The sequence below is a fragment of the Citrobacter sp. Cb041 genome, from assembly GCF_030336655.1.
Lineage (GTDB): Bacteria > Pseudomonadota > Gammaproteobacteria > Enterobacterales > Enterobacteriaceae > Citrobacter > Citrobacter braakii.
Map to the genome: position 1 here is coordinate 84,281 of NZ_JAOWDD010000028.1, position 14,394 is coordinate 98,674.

At 51.3% G+C, this 14,394-nt stretch carries 12 protein-coding genes; 7 read left to right on the forward strand and 5 right to left on the reverse strand.

Annotation, left to right across the window (positions count from 1 at the left end; all coding sequences use genetic code 11):
- Window positions 1-64 precede the first annotated feature (64 nt).
- From OGV52_RS02970 to foxA, 4 genes are all read left to right on the forward strand, one after another.
- Window positions 65-304, forward strand: coding sequence for a hypothetical protein (locus OGV52_RS02970; protein WP_016151936.1), 240 nt, complete (start codon window positions 65-67; stop codon window positions 302-304).
- Window positions 305-512: 208 nt separating this feature from the next.
- The gene (locus OGV52_RS02975; RefSeq protein WP_047498309.1) at window positions 513-2,093 is read left to right on the forward strand and encodes a methyl-accepting chemotaxis protein; all 1,581 of its coding nucleotides are present in this window, start codon (window positions 513-515) and stop codon (window positions 2,091-2,093) included.
- Between the two features lie 279 nt (window positions 2,094-2,372).
- Window positions 2,373-3,356, forward strand: coding sequence for a helix-turn-helix transcriptional regulator (locus OGV52_RS02980; protein ID WP_032931274.1), 984 nt, complete (start codon window positions 2,373-2,375; stop codon window positions 3,354-3,356).
- A 121-nt stretch (window positions 3,357-3,477) separates the two neighbouring features.
- Window positions 3,478-5,586 carry a ferrioxamine B receptor FoxA gene (gene foxA / locus OGV52_RS02985; protein ID WP_152692959.1) on the forward strand — a complete coding sequence of 703 codons (2,109 nt, stop codon included), beginning with the start codon at window positions 3,478-3,480 and terminating at the stop codon, window positions 5,584-5,586.
- A gap of 106 nt (window positions 5,587-5,692) precedes the next feature.
- Here foxA and OGV52_RS02990 read toward each other — a convergent pair whose 3' ends face one another.
- From OGV52_RS02990 to OGV52_RS03005, 4 genes are all read right to left on the reverse strand, one after another.
- Window positions 5,693-6,202, reverse strand: coding sequence for a hypothetical protein (locus OGV52_RS02990; RefSeq protein ID WP_223307927.1), 510 nt, complete (start codon window positions 6,200-6,202; stop codon window positions 5,693-5,695).
- A gap of 183 nt (window positions 6,203-6,385) precedes the next feature.
- Entirely contained in the window at window positions 6,386-7,480 is a 1,095-nt protein-coding gene (locus OGV52_RS02995) for a 4Fe-4S binding protein (RefSeq protein WP_287108063.1), read from the reverse strand.
- Between the two features lie 219 nt (window positions 7,481-7,699).
- The gene (locus tag OGV52_RS03000) at window positions 7,700-9,088 is read right to left on the reverse strand and encodes a diguanylate cyclase (protein ID WP_016151942.1); all 1,389 of its coding nucleotides are present in this window, start codon (window positions 9,086-9,088) and stop codon (window positions 7,700-7,702) included.
- A 79-nt stretch (window positions 9,089-9,167) separates the two neighbouring features.
- Complete coding sequence (locus OGV52_RS03005; protein ID WP_016151943.1) at window positions 9,168-9,800, reverse strand: LysE family transporter; 633 nt, start codon at window positions 9,798-9,800, stop codon at window positions 9,168-9,170.
- A gap of 273 nt (window positions 9,801-10,073) precedes the next feature.
- On the opposite strand from OGV52_RS03005, the gene yahO reads away from it, so the two are divergent.
- A complete protein-coding gene (yahO, locus tag OGV52_RS03010; protein ID WP_016151944.1) occupies window positions 10,074-10,349 on the forward strand; it encodes a DUF1471 family periplasmic protein YahO in 276 nt (91 codons plus the stop codon).
- Between the two features lie 32 nt (window positions 10,350-10,381).
- On the opposite strand, the gene prpR is transcribed toward yahO, so the two are convergent.
- On the reverse strand, window positions 10,382-11,992 hold the full coding sequence (gene prpR, locus OGV52_RS03015; RefSeq protein WP_046275626.1) for a propionate catabolism operon regulatory protein PrpR: 1,611 nt from the start codon (window positions 11,990-11,992) through the stop codon (window positions 10,382-10,384).
- Window positions 11,993-12,243: 251 nt separating this feature from the next.
- Between prpR and prpB the strand changes: the two genes are divergently transcribed.
- Both prpB and prpC read left to right on the forward strand, forming a co-directional pair.
- Window positions 12,244-13,125 carry a methylisocitrate lyase gene (gene prpB / locus OGV52_RS03020; RefSeq protein ID WP_016151946.1) on the forward strand — a complete coding sequence of 294 codons (882 nt, stop codon included), beginning with the start codon at window positions 12,244-12,246 and terminating at the stop codon, window positions 13,123-13,125.
- An 80-nt stretch (window positions 13,126-13,205) separates the two neighbouring features.
- The gene (prpC, locus tag OGV52_RS03025) at window positions 13,206-14,375 is read left to right on the forward strand and encodes a bifunctional 2-methylcitrate synthase/citrate synthase (RefSeq protein ID WP_016151947.1); all 1,170 of its coding nucleotides are present in this window, start codon (window positions 13,206-13,208) and stop codon (window positions 14,373-14,375) included.
- Window positions 14,376-14,394: the final 19 nt, after the last annotated feature.

The following is a 14,394-nucleotide window of genomic DNA, read 5'->3' on the forward strand; positions in this document are numbered from 1 at the left end:
TGCAAAGAATAGATTGGTCAACTTGTAAATTTATCGGATAGAAACCACGCGCCAAGGACAGCGAATGTTTACTCGAAAGTTAGTGATTGCCAACGAATGGATAAGGTTGTCTGATATTCCAGACAGTGTGTCCATTTCTTTTCGGGGCGTTCTCGAGATAACTGAAAGTACAGGTGTGCCAGACGCCAGCACGCCGTTGTTACGTTTAGAAAATGAAATGGCACCGATCACCGTCGATTCGTTGTCCTGGGTGCGGGTGCCTGTCGATAGTCAGAAAGACATTACCGTTTATATCCATAAATAATATTAATATTGAATAGTTTTGGCCTTATTTTTGCCAATGTTAGAGGGCTGCTGTTTATCGCAGTATGTCCCCCTGAGTAATTAATTTATTACGTGAGAATGAATGCGGAAACTTTCTAATAATTAATCATTTTACAGGTTAAGGTATTGCGTGATGTGTCGATAACAATTAAGTCGTAGAGGATTTTTATTGTTATGGAGATGTTTAAATGTTAAAGAATATGAGAATTAAAACCAGCCTGTTATTATTGCTGTTGTTATTTACCTTCATGCAGTTCTTTTCCAATGGGTTTGAGTTGGTTGATCTCAAAGGAAATCAAAAAAATACGTTATTACTACATAACATCATTAAGGAGCAGGATACCCTGCATAAGGTCGTTGAGGCTGTTTATAAGGTCAGAAGCGTTCGTGATAATATTCAACAACATAATGCGACCGATGCCCGACAGACAGTGAATCAAATGCAAGATCAGATGGCGTATGCCAGAAAACAGTTCGATATTTTCTGGGGTATTCCTGGATTGACGGCTGACGATCCGCAAATCGGTAAAGTCATCAGAACGGCTTTTGAGCAACAAATGAATGCTGAGCAAAAGTCTATTGATACATTAAATCAGATGCTTTCCAGCAACAGTATTATTAATGCACAAGAAAATGCTAATGCGGAACTGCTCGCGGCTCGCAAAAATTTCGATAACGAAGTGACGAATTATTACAAATCAACAATGCTGATTGGTGAGAAGATCGTTGCACAAACACACGTTCAGTTTAATACCTCGATCCTGAAAGTATCCGTGATCCTGGTCATTACGGTACTTATCTTCTTTATCTGTAATTTCTGGTTGAACCGGACCATCATTCAGCCTTTAAAAATCGTTTCTGAACATTTTGCGCGGATTGGTAAGGGCGATCTCAGCCATCCTGTTAAGGTATCGGGTAACAATGAAATCGGCATACTGTGCTTAAATTTGCATAATATGCAAAAAGGCCTGCGGGAGACTGTCAGCACTATTCGCGATGGCGTTGAGTCTATTAATATCGGTATGCAGGAAATTGCTTCCGGTAATTCCGATTTATCAACCAGAACGGAACAGCAGGCTGCGGCAGTCGTTGAAACGGCGGCCAGTATGGAACAGATTTCAGTCACAACAAAAAATAATACTGATAAGTCACATCAGGCATCCGTCATGACCAGCGAAAGTACGGAAATGGCATTGCGTGGCGAGCGTTTAATGAGTGATATGGTTGAGAAAATTCACCTGATCAGCCGTAATGCGCAAGGCGTGAACGAAATATCCAATGTTATTGATAGTATTGCTTTTCAAACCAATATTCTGGCATTAAACGCGGCGGTGGAAGCTGCACGCGCTGGTGAGTCCGGGCGTGGGTTTGCCGTTGTGGCGAGTGAAGTCCGAACGCTTGCCCAGCGCAGCGCCTCCTCGGCGAAAGAAATCAGTGAACTGGTTGCCAAAGCGGCAATTAGCGTTAAGGAAGGGGTAGAGATAGCCGAAAACAGTGGCGCCATGATGGCGGATATTGCGAAGGCAATACGCAACATTAATGTCTTAATGGAAGATATCTCTGGAGCCTCAGGGGAACAGAGTCGCGGCATCGAACAGATCCGGGTTGCGGTAACGCAAATGGAGCAAGTGACTCAGCAAAACGCCTCGCTGGTTGAGGAGATAGCCGCCACGACAGGCAGTGTGGAAGAGCAGTCGGCAATGCTATCCCAGGCTGTGGCGGTGTTCCAGGTGGAAGAAAACCAGCCTGAAATTCAGCATAATAAGTAGAGTACAAACTCGGCGGGTATCGTGGTGCGTTTGACGTGCCCGTTTATGACAGTGAGAAAGGTTGAGCTGCATATGGCTCACAGACCGCAGCTCATCAGGTGTCAATGTTGCCTGATGAGCTGCGCGAGAAGAATATCGGGAATGACGTTCTCCAGCGCGATTTGAAATCGCATACGTCATGTTGATAATAATTCTCATTATTATTGTTGTGTTGTACAGGTAATGGTAATGTTGCTTCAGTTATCAACCGTTAATCCCATTTCCTGTGCAGAAGACAGCATGAACAACACCACCGCCCTGAATACGTCCAGACGCGTAGCCCGCACCTTCTCCGTCAGCGAGTTTATGGATTTTGGTGAGCGTTACGGGATCGATTACCGCTTTCCCCTGCTGGCGCAAAAGCCGGATTTGTCGTCTTGCAGCCCCGTTCTGCAGGGGGAGGTTGAGGAGATGACGCTCCCCTGCGGGATGTGTGTCACGCACTCTGATGTGCAGGTGCTTCAACCCTACGAAACCACCTCCCGCCACAGCAGTCCTCTGTATATGCTGGTGGTTCTGGAAGGCTGCGTCATCCTGACGCTCAACGGGCAGGAGCATGTGGTGCGTTCCGGGATGGCGTTTAGCTCACGCCTGAGCGAGCATCAGACGATGCGTGCCCGCCATCATGCTGACTGCAAACTGCGCACGTTATCGCTCGGTCTGTATCCCGACGGCGCGTGGCGCACGGGGTTGCTCGAATCATTGATGCGTGAGTGGGAAAGATGCGAAACGCCGACGCTTATCTGGCAGGTGCCGGGATTTTTACTCAGCGGCCTGCAGTACGCGCAGCGGAGCACGATCGGCCATGTTTCTCGCCAACTGATGCTGGAAGGGCTGATATTACAACTGTTCGGCCATGGCCTCAGCGTGTGTCAGGTTGAGAGTGGCAAGCGGCTTGCGGCAAGCGGTGAACAGCAGCGGCTGGAGGTCGTTCGTCGTCTGCTGGAGCAGAGTCCCGAGAATGACTACACCCTCAATGCCCTGGCCCAACGCGCGGCGATGAGCCCCAGCAGCCTGCGCAGCAAGTTCCGTGCGGCCTATGGCTGTTCCGTCTTTGACTACCTGCGTGATTGCCGTCTGGAACGCGCGCGCGGCTATTTACTGGAAGGATACAGCGTACAGCAGGCGGCCTGGATGTCGGGTTATCAACATGCTACCAACTTCTCCACCGCTTTTCGGCGTCGTTACGGCTTTTCGCCTGGCGATGTGCTCAAACTTTGCTAATCCATTTTTACGTTTTGCGCACGTGCCTTCCCGACAATTTGGCACTGCGCATAGGCAACCTGGCATCCTGCATAGCTATCTCCGTTAGCAAAAAGGTAATAATTCTCACTTACAATTAGACATGCCTTTGGAGATATTCATGTTCGCGAAGACTCGGTTGGCGCTAGTGGTGGGATGGGTGACCGGTAGCGTGGCTTTTCCTCTGCTGGCGCAGGAAACAACAAAAAACGATACGGTGGTTGTCACCTCGCAAATGCAAAGCGGGGCCACGAAGCTCGCCACGCCGGATCTTGAAACGCCTCAGTCGGTATCGATCATTACCCGTGAACAGTTTGAAGAGCAGGGCGCCACCAGCGTGCGCCAGGCCGTGAGCTATACGCCGGGGGTGTACAGCAATCAGATTGGTGCCTCCAACCGCTTTGACTATATTGTGCTGCGTGGTTTCTCGGATGGTAGCCTGGACAACGTCTATCTCGATGGCCTGAAGATGATGGGGGACACCAACTCGCACAGCTCGCTGGTGGTCGATCCGTGGTTCCTCGAAGATATCGAAGTGGTACGCGGCCCGGCTTCCGTACTGTATGGCCGTTCTTCTCCGGGCGGTATTGTCGCGCTGACATCACGTAAGCCGTCGTTTGATGCCGGCGGAGAAGTGAAACTGTTTGCTGGCAACAATAACCAGCGCGGCGCGGCGTTTGACGTCACTGGGGCGCTGGATGATAACGATCGCGTGGCGGCACGACTGAGTGGAATGACGCGTTACGCGGACTCGCAGTTTGGCCCATTGAAGGAAGAACGTTATGCGCTGATGCCAAGCCTGACCTGGCGCATCACCGACCAGACGCGTCTGGATCTGATGGCTTATCTGCACCGTGACCCGGAAGGCGGAAGCCACTCCGGTCTGCCGTATGACGGCACCGTGGTTCCACATTACGGGCAAAAGATCTCCAACACCTTTTACGAAGGCGAGGATGATTACGACAAATACGATCGCCGTGAAAACATGGTGGGCTACAACGTTGAGCACCTGTTTGATAACGGCTGGTCGGTGCGGCAAAAACTGCGCTACCTGCATACCGACGTTGAGCTGAATCAGGTGTATGCGGCGGGCTGGCTGAATGAAACCGAGCTTAACCGCGGCTACTCCGGCTCCGATGAAAAAATGTCAGCGATTACGCTGGATAACCAACTCGACGGCAGCTTTGATACCTGGCTGGTCAACCACCGTGTGCTGGTGGGGATCGATTATCAGGATCGCAGCAACAATACCACCGGTTACTACGGTGCATTCCCGCCGATTGACGCCTTTAACCCGGTATACGGCGCGCAGCCTGATTACATCAACATGTATGCGCGTGAGAAGCACAAGCTGCGCCAGACAGGCTACTATTTGCAGGATCAGATGTCATGGGATCGCTGGCGTATTACGCTCGGCGGTCGCTACGATCAGGTCAGCGTTTCTAACATTGATAAGATCAACGATACCCGTAGCGATCTGGACAAAAACAACTTCAGCACCCGTGCTGCGCTGCTCTATTTGTTCGATAACGGCTTTGCGCCGTATGTGAGTTATTCCACCGCCTTTACGCCAACCAGCTTTGCCGATGAGAACGGCAATCTGCTGGATCCGATGAAAGGCAAGCAGTGGGAAGCCGGGCTGAAATATGAGCCGGAAGGACTCAACAGTCAGTTCAGCGCGTCGGTATTCCGTATCAATCAGACGAATATCGCCACCAAAGAAGAGCCGACCGATCCGTACCGCTCGATTGGGGAAATTGAGTCTGAAGGGGTGGAGCTGGAGGCCATTAGCCAATTGACGGAGAGCTTCCGTCTGCAGGCGGCGTATACCTATACCGACATTCGCTATAAGAAAAGCAGCCCGGAAGAGCAGGGTAAGCGTGCAGTGTACGCGCCGCGTAACCAGGCCAGTACCTGGCTGAGCTACGATGTGAAAAGCGGTCCGCTGGATGGCCTGACGCTGGGCTCAGGCGTGCGTTATGTCAACGGTATTGCCAGCGATCGCCTGAATACTCACACTCTGCCGTCCTACACGCTGGTGGATATGGCAATTGGCTACGACTTAACGAATATCGGTATTAAAGGGTTGAGCGCCCAGTTGAACGTCAACAACCTGACCGACAAGCGCTACGTTGCAGCTTGTAATTCGCTCTCATACTGCTACTTCGGTGCCGAGCGCAGCATTGTCGGCAGCGTTTCATGGAAGTTCTGAGTATCGTTTTTTAGCCGGATGGCGGCGCTGGCGTCTTATCAAGCCTACAGATGCGTGCAAAGTGTAGGCCTGATAAGCGCAGCGCCATCAGGCTGGGGGATTGCGGTTATTGCGTAAAACCGTTTTGCATACAGATCTGCGCGCTGGTTCTCAGGGTAAAGGCGACTTTGTCTGGGTACTGGCTGTAATAGTTATGCTCTTCTTCCAACCCTTTCGCCTGCGCCAGACGTACCGTTTCCAGCGAGCAGGTACGGTAGATCAGGTCTTTATTCATATTGGTCTGCTTTTCACGCTGTTTATCTGCGGACAGCGCCAGCCAGCTCTCGGACAGCGAGTAATCGTAGACCACCCGATTTCCTTTCGCCTGCACATTTTCAATGGTAATGAACTCGTCGATTTTCAGTCTTGGCTGCCCACGCATTTTTTTCTTATCTTCTGCTGCGGCATATTGGGCCAGCGCATTAATATCCATGCCTGCTATTTTCTGTTTATAGATATCGACATAAGCAGCGGGCTGCTGATAACGCTGAGCGTAAGCGTTTCTTAATTCTCCATCGCTCACCGTACAACCCGCCAGAAACAGAGGTAAAAGCAGCGCCAGTTTTATTTTAGTCATGATGTTATCCCGTTCATTATTGTGGTCCCAGTCGCCCATAACATAATAAAAAAATGATTACGGGTGATATTTAAGGTTGTATAAACGGGGGCACGATGACACAAGTGCAATAGTCTTAAAATGGCGTTACAGGCAGGAAACCCTGCCAGAATTGGCAGGGGTTTTGAACATACTGGTAAAGAATTAATGGCCGATCATTTTTGCTTTCGGGATCAACTGGAAATACAGGTGATCCGGCACCGGCGTATCCCAGACGTTGGCATATACCGCATAACCAATGGTGGCAAACAGAATCCCCAGCACCAGTATTGTCATGGCAATACCCGACAGTGCCGTTTGTCGCCATAACGCTTTACCGCTGCCTTTTGCACCCGGCGGTGTCTGCAGGGAAAAGCTCAATGTTGAAGCCACCGGACAGGATTCAACACAGGTCATGCAGCCAGTGCATTCCACAGTACGCACCTGAATCAGTCTGTCGACCGGGATTTTCGATGGGCAATTTTTCGCGCATTTCCCGCAATCAATGCAACTGTCGGCGTTGCGGCGGATTTTAAACGGCGAGAACAGCGAGAACAGACCAAGCAGTGCGCCGTAAGGACACAGATAACGACACCAGGCGTTGCGAATAAACAGGCTCAGGAGGCTGATAACCACCACGGAGATGAGCGTGGCGGAGCCAATATGGCGAAAGAAATCGAGCATCTTCACATCGATGATGATTCCATAGGCTGACGTCAGAAAATACTGAATCCCCTGGGCGGGCATCGACAGGGCGATATACAAGAAAAACCCCAGCAGCAGATACTTCAGGCTGAGCAGCGGGATATCCAGCCAGCGCGGCAGCGTAAAGTTACAACCGAATAATTTTCTCCCCAGATTACCGAGCAGTTCGGAAAGCGTCCCCACCGGGCATAACCATGAACAGAAAGCTTTTTTTAACAACAGGCTAATCAGGATAAACGCAACTAACAGCAGCATAGAGGCGGCATGGATGGGCGGAAGAAAACCGGTCTCTAGCGTATAGCGGAAATTCATCAAACCCGCTATCGGCAGCCATCCCTCAATACCGCCGGGCCTTGGAATATAAACGCTGGTGCCGGCGGTTTCGAAATAGCGGACCCAATACCAGAACGCCACGCCAATATAAATATTGATAGCCAGCAGGAGAAACTGGGTGGCTTTTCGCCAGCTGCTGGCGTTGCGCCAGTCATTCCACGGCAGTTTGCCCCCGGTCGTGCCTGGGCGGCGCTGCCAGCGCGTTCTCATCTTCCTGTTCATGGTTTTATAGTATCCCTCGTATTTCCCCTTCTGCATTCAGAAGGCGTCATCACCGGGATATGCTAGCGCTATTCAGATTTGGTGTATTTGATTTGCATCTTATTACGCGGCTGTTATTTTCTTCATGCCAATATGCCTGAAAAATAATAACAGCCCGATATTTATCACAGGTCAGATAAATACCCTGAACGGGGTATTTATTTCTCTGCAGGGCAACGGTTATTCCTGATAAACCTCAACGCGGTCGCGGCCATTACTTTTCGCCAGATAAAGTGCACGATCGGCTTTATCAACCAACTGTTTATAGTCGGGATGATAGTCATATTCGGCAATACCAATACTGACGGTAATAGAAAACGTTTCTGTCGCTGAGGCTGCCATGCGCATCTCGGCAATTTTCATACGCAGCGTTTCCAGAATAATACTGGCCTGTGTTTCATCTGACTCGACGAGCAGAATCATAAATTCTTCGCCACCGTAGCGGAACACGTAATCGCTGCTGCGGATATGATCGTAAATGACCGCTGCGACGTTTTTGAGCGTCAGATCGCCAGTATTATGCCCGAAGTTATCGTTAATTTGCTTGAAGTAGTCGATATCCAGCATCGCCAGGGTAAAAGGCTTACGCGTATGTAACGCCAGCGAGATCTCGCGCCGCATGATGGTCGGAATAAAGCGGCGATTAAGCAACTGGGTCAGCGAATCTTTACCATTTTCCTGCTTAACCAGCGCGTCGAACATTGAGGCGAGCAGGAAATGGATTTTTGCCGATAGCTGGCGTACATCCTGCAATAAGCTCATCCGCTCGGGTTCTGTCGGCTGATGCTGATGCGACAGGGTTGTTGTCAGACGACTGTCGATCTCTGCAATCAGTGATTCCATCTTATTCAGCAGATTGCTGTTGCCGAGGATATGTTTTCCCTTATGTGATAACCACATACCGAAGTCAGAATTCGCCAGAAACACCATCTCACCGAAAGGCATTCCGGTGGCGATGTTATAAATAAACTGGTTTTCCCAGTCGGTAAACGAACGGATTTGCCGCTCGCGCTCGACGTTAACGTCATCGTAAATAGTCTGTAGACGGTACTGCTCCTGCGTGTGCATAGAGTTTTGAAAACTGGGGGAATAGGAGACCGTCATGGCCTCCAGCGCAGTATCCATTGCCAGACTGCTGAAACAGATAGCATCGCTCAGCAGGGCGGGAGTGGAATCCGCCTTTGTTTTTAACACCCTGTACAGCTCATCTTTCAGCTTGCGCGCGCCGCGGTTTACCAGATCGATGGGCAGGCCGATACGGGCATGCACCACACCAATTTTGCGCTGTTTGGCCAGCAGTTGTGAGAGATCTTCGTGGGCGCTGCCAAGTACGCTGCGCAGCCAGTCAAACATGCTGCCGCTGAGGCGGGTACTGACCTGTTCTGTATTGAGGAACAATGCGCTCTCCGCATGGGAGAGCATATAGTCATAAAAAACGGTTACTAAATGGCGGATCTCTTCATCGCTTAACGATGTCAGGAGCGTGTGAACTTCAGGTGATGTTTGACGTAACAGCGCCTGCCATTCTGTAAGGAGTAATGTGTCGTTTACCGGTTCAACCTGTTCCATCTTACTGCCACTCAACGTGCGATTAAAAATTCAGGCGGTATTACGGACAATTACCTCACGATGGTCAAGTTAAACTCTCTTATCGATGGCTAATACCTTCATAAATAAGCCTGAGCGCGAAGACACCAATAATGGCGCCAATCACCCGGCTGGCAACCCGTTGGATTCGGCCATACGCACGGCGCACGGCGGGCAACGAAAACGCCTGGCTGAGAAAAATACGCCAGATAACGGAAGACAACACAATGCCGGCCCAGGCCATCAACCTCGCCCATGTTGGCGTGTCTGCGCTTAAGGTGACCGAGAAGATACTAATAAAAAACAGCACGGTTTGCGGATTAGATAAATCCGTTAATAACCCACGGCGGAAAAACACATACCAGGGGGCGGAAAGCGGCTGCTGTAGCGTTGGCATTTGCGGTGTCGCCTGATGCCGGATGCTGTTCCAGGCGAACCACAGCAGATAGGCGCCGCCGACAATCTTAATCAACGAAAAAATTTCTTCACACTGAGTGATAAGCGTCGCCATGCCAAAGAGCCCGAGGCCAGAGTAGAACGCATCGCCTAAGGCGACGCCCAGACCGGTTATCACGCCCGCTCGTCGCCCTGACGCCAGACTGGTTTGCACCACCACAAACAGGTTCGCGCCGGGGTTAAAAAAAGTTAAAACAAACAGGCTGACGGTGAGTACGACGGCGTGCAGAGGTTCCATAGACAACAATTCCTCAGATTCTCATAAAGTTAACACTATAATTTCAGTGCGCTGCCTGTTCTGAGGATCAACTCACACTGGCTATTGAAACTTTGAACAGGTTGACGCACTGCTACCCGGTGACCGGTTTTTTCTGCGCCGCAAAATCTCTATATATTCCTGCTGAATGTGGATTTTTTATCCAGGCTGGACTAGTTATTAATCATCCTTGAATCGCGTTATGTAATGTTCAGGGATCGATGATGGCGTAATAACAAAACCTGGAGCTGGTCTATGAAAACTGGAATTAAAGTACTTATTGGTGCATTAGCTTTTGTCGTGACCAACGCATATGCCGCGGAATTTATGACAAAACTTGAATTTGAAAAGGTTGAGTCGCAGTACACAAAAATCGGTGATATCTCAACGAGTAATGAAGTTTCTGTCTCAGACGCTAAAGAAGAGCTGCTGAAGAAAGCAGAAGAGAAAGGGGCCGATGTGGTGGTATTAACCTCCGGTCAAACGGATAATAAAATCCATGGCACAGCCAATATCTACAAGAAAAAATAATACGCTACTGTAAAAATCACGATACCCGCCGGTCATTGTATCGGCGGGTTTTCTTTTAATCTGCGCCAGAAGGTGGTTCGACTTACCCCGAGATATCGGGCAGCCGCGGTTTTATCGCCATTGAATTGCGCCAGCACCTGCTGCGGCGTGAGCGATGAGGATACCTGCGGCGCGTCAGCAGCAACGGCCAGTTCCGGTAACAGCTGCTGCAGGAATTGTACGTTCAGCTCCGGCTGCGGCTCGACGCTTAAAAACAGCGCCAGGCGCTCCATCATATTACGCAGTTCACGGATATTCCCAGGCCAGCCATAATTCAGTAACGTCGGTTGACTCAGACCCAGCCCCTTGCGCACAGGTTCAGAAAACGGCACCTCCAGTTCCGCCAGCGACTGTTTTAAAAAGCCTTCCGCCAGCGGCAGGATATCGGGCAATCGCTCGCGTAGCGGCGGTAGCGTGAGGCGCAAAATACTCAGGCGATAAAACAGATCGGTGCGAAATTCTCCCTGTTTTATCTCCTGCTCCAGATGACAGTGGGTGGCGCTAATCACCCGTACATCGACCGGAATCGGCTGATGTCCACCGACACGGGTGACCTCTTTTTCTTCCAGCACGCGCAGCAGTCGGGTTTGTAACGGCAGCGGCATTTCGCCTATCTCATCAAGAAACAGCGTTCCGCCGTGGGCGATTTCAAACAGACCCGCGCGTCCTCCCCGACGGGAGCCGGTAAAGGCGCCATCCTCATAGCCGAACAGCTCCGCTTCCAGTAATGATTCGGTGATTGCCCCGCAGTTGACGGCAACAAACGGCGGCGAAGGTTTACCGCGCCGGTTCTCCTGACGGGTGAAAAACTCACGATGAATTGCCTGCGCCGCCAGCTCTTTGCCCGTGCCGGTTTCGCCCTGAATCAGCACCGGCGCACGTGAACGGGCATAAAGCATAATGGTGTGCCGCACCTGTTCCATCTGTGCCGAGTGACCGCGCATATCCCCCAATGCATAGCGGGTGCGCAGCGTATCGCCGGAAACGTACGGACCGTTTCTGCGCAGCGTCAGACGAGTCATATCGAGCGCATCGACAAAGGCCTGGCGCACGGTGGCCGCCGAATAGATAAAGATGCCGGTCATGCCTGCTTCTTCAGCCAGGTCGGTAATCAACCCCGCGCCCACGACCGCCTGCGTGCCGCTGGCTTTCAGCTCGTTGATTTGCCCACGGGCATCTTCTTCCGTGATATAGCTGCGCTGTTCAAGCTGCAAATTGAAGGTTTTTTGAAAAGCGAGCAGCGCGGGGAGGGTTTCCTGATAGGTAATGACGCCAATCGACGAGGTGAGCTTTCCCGCTTTGGCCAGCGCCTGTAGCACGTCAAACCCGCTGGGTTTAATCAGGATCACCGGAATCGATAAACGGCTTTTCAGATACGCCCCGTTGGAACCCGCGGCAATGATGGCATCACAACGCTCGGTGGCTAACTTCTTGCGGATATACGTCACCGCTTTTTCAAAACCAAGCTGAATAGGGGTGATGGTTGCCAGGTGGTCGAACTCCAGGCTGATGTCGCGAAACAGTTCGAACAGGCGCGTGACCGAAACGGTCCAGATAACCGGTTTGTCGTCGTTCACCCGCGGCGGAAGATGCGTATCAGCCATAACCATCCTAAAAAGTAAGGCACCGAGTATTAGGGTTTAGTTGTGTTTCATGAATGTTGCAATGAAACGTGAAGGAACGTTTCATGAAACGATAGCTGACACGCTTTTGTGCAATAAAGATACAAGGATTTAATTTAATGTATTGTTTTTAAAGGTAAATATATAAATTAATTAAAAATTAAGGTCTTTGGCATACCCCTTGCTTTAAATAAATCAACGAACGATAACAAGTTGATAACAAAGGACGGGATATGTCTCTACACTCCCCAGGGCAGGCGTTTCGCGCCGCGCTCAGCAAAGAAAACCCATTACAAATCGTTGGCACCATCAACGCCAACCACGCTCTGCTGGCCCAACGCGCCGGATATCAGGCGATTTATCTCTCCGGCGGCGGCGTCGCGGCTGGGTCTCTGGGTCTGCCGGATCTTGGTATTTCTACCCTTGATGATGTGCTAACCGATATTCGCCGCATTACTGATGTTTGCCCGCTGCCATTGCTGGTGGATGCGGATATCGGTTTTGGATCGTCAGCCTTCAACGTGGCGCGGACCGTGAAGTCGATTTCCAAAGCCGGTGCCGCCGCGCTGCATATTGAAGATCAGATCGGCGCCAAACGCTGCGGCCATCGCCCGAACAAGGCGATCGTCTCGAAAGAAGAGATGGTCGACAGGATCCGCGCCGCCGTGGATGCGCGTACCGATCCCAACTTTGTGATCATGGCGCGGACCGATGCATTGGCGGTGGAAGGATTAGAGGCCGCCATCGATCGTGCCCAGGCGTACGTCGAAGCAGGCGCGGATATGTTGTTCCCGGAAGCCATTACCGAGCTTGCCATGTACCGTCAGTTTGCCGATGCGGTACAGGTGCCGATCCTCGCCAACATTACCGAATTTGGTGCTACGCCACTGTTCACCACTGATGAACTGCGCAGCGCGAACGTCGCGATGGCGCTGTATCCGCTGTCGGCCTTCCGCGCCATGAACCGCGCTGCGGAAAAGGTTTACAACGTGCTGCGCCAGGAAGGAACGCAAAAGAGCGTTATCGACATTATGCAGACGCGCAACGAGCTGTACGAAAGCATCAATTACTACCAGTTCGAAGAGAAACTCGACGCGTTGTATACCAAGAAGTAACCGTCGTAGGCCGGATAAGGCGTAGCTGCCATCCGGCAATAAATTTGTACCCTACATATTATAAAAATGACGAGGACAACATGAGCGACACAACGATCCTGCAAAATAGTACCCATGTCATTAAACCTAAAAAATCGGTTGCGCTGTCAGGCGTCGCCGCCGGAAATACCGCGCTGTGTACCGTAGGAAAAAGCGGTAACGACCTGCACTATCGCGGCTACGATATTCTCGACCTGGCGCAGCAGTGTGAATTTGAAGAAGTCGCGCACCTGCTGATCCACGGGAAATTGCCCACCCGTGATGAGCTCACCGCCTATAAAAGCAAATTAAAAGCGCTGCGCGGGCTGCCCGCAAACGTGCGTACCGTTCTGGAAGCGCTGCCTGCTGCCTCGCACCCGATGGACGTGATGCGCACCGGCGTCTCCGCGCTGGGCTGTACGTTGCCGGAAAAAGAAGGGCATACCGTCTCCGGTGCACGCGATATTGCCGACAAGCTGCTGGCATCGCTCAGTTCTATTCTCCTGTACTGGTATCACTACAGCCATAACGGCGAGCGTATTCAGCCGGAAACTGACGATGATTCCATTGGCGGCCACTTCCTGCATCTGCTGCATGGCGAAAAGCCGTCGCGAAGCTGGGAAAAAGCGATGCATATTTCGCTGGTGCTGTACGCCGAACACGAATTCAACGCCTCCACCTTCACCAGCCGCGTGATTGCAGGGACCGGATCCGATATGTATTCCGCGATTATCGGTGCGATTGGCGCACTGCGTGGTCCGAAACACGGCGGGGCGAATGAAGTATCGCTGGAGATCCAACAACGCTACGAAACGCCAGACGAAGCGGAAGCGGATATCCGTAAACGCGTTGAAAACAAAGAAGTGGTGATTGGCTTTGGTCATCCGGTTTACACCATCGCCGACCCGCGCCATCAGGTGATAAAGCGCGTGGCGAAACAGCTTTCTCAGGAAGGCGGTTCGCTGAAAATGTACAACATCGCCGACCGTCTCGAAGACGTGATGTGGGAAACGAAAAAGATGTTCCCCAACCTCGACTGGTTCTCGGCAGTCTCCTACAACATGATGGGCGTCCCGACTGAAATGTTCACACCGCTGTTTGTCATCGCCCGCGTCACCGGCTGGGCGGCGCACATCATTGAACAGCGCCAGGACAACAAAATTATCCGTCCTTCCGCCAACTACACCGGCCCGGAAGATCGTGTCTTTGTCGCGATAGATCAGCGTTGCTAATGCAAAACCTCTAAATATA

Excerpts from the sequence above, each read along its gene's own strand:
- OGV52_RS02990 (WP_223307927.1), bottom strand. The coding sequence starts at position 6,202 with ATGACTAAAATAAAACTGGCGCTGCTTTTACCTCTGTTTCTGGCGGGT.
- prpB (WP_016151946.1), top strand. The coding sequence starts at position 12,244 with ATGTCTCTACACTCCCCAGGGCAGGCGTTTCGCGCCGCGCTCAGCAAA.
- OGV52_RS02975 (WP_047498309.1), top strand. The coding sequence starts at position 513 with ATGTTAAAGAATATGAGAATTAAAACCAGCCTGTTATTATTGCTGTTG.
- prpC (WP_016151947.1), top strand. The coding sequence starts at position 13,206 with ATGAGCGACACAACGATCCTGCAAAATAGTACCCATGTCATTAAACCT.
- OGV52_RS03005 (WP_016151943.1), bottom strand. The coding sequence starts at position 9,800 with ATGGAACCTCTGCACGCCGTCGTACTCACCGTCAGCCTGTTTGTTTTA.
- OGV52_RS02995 (WP_287108063.1), bottom strand. The coding sequence starts at position 7,480 with ATGAACAGGAAGATGAGAACGCGCTGGCAGCGCCGCCCAGGCACGACC.
- OGV52_RS03000 (WP_016151942.1), bottom strand. The coding sequence starts at position 9,088 with ATGGAACAGGTTGAACCGGTAAACGACACATTACTCCTTACAGAATGG.
- OGV52_RS02980 (WP_032931274.1), top strand. The coding sequence starts at position 2,373 with ATGAACAACACCACCGCCCTGAATACGTCCAGACGCGTAGCCCGCACC.
- yahO (WP_016151944.1), top strand. The coding sequence starts at position 10,074 with ATGAAAACTGGAATTAAAGTACTTATTGGTGCATTAGCTTTTGTCGTG.
- OGV52_RS02970 (WP_016151936.1), top strand. The coding sequence starts at position 65 with ATGTTTACTCGAAAGTTAGTGATTGCCAACGAATGGATAAGGTTGTCT.
- foxA (WP_152692959.1), top strand. The coding sequence starts at position 3,478 with ATGCCTTTGGAGATATTCATGTTCGCGAAGACTCGGTTGGCGCTAGTG.
- prpR (WP_046275626.1), bottom strand. The coding sequence starts at position 11,992 with ATGGCTGATACGCATCTTCCGCCGCGGGTGAACGACGACAAACCGGTT.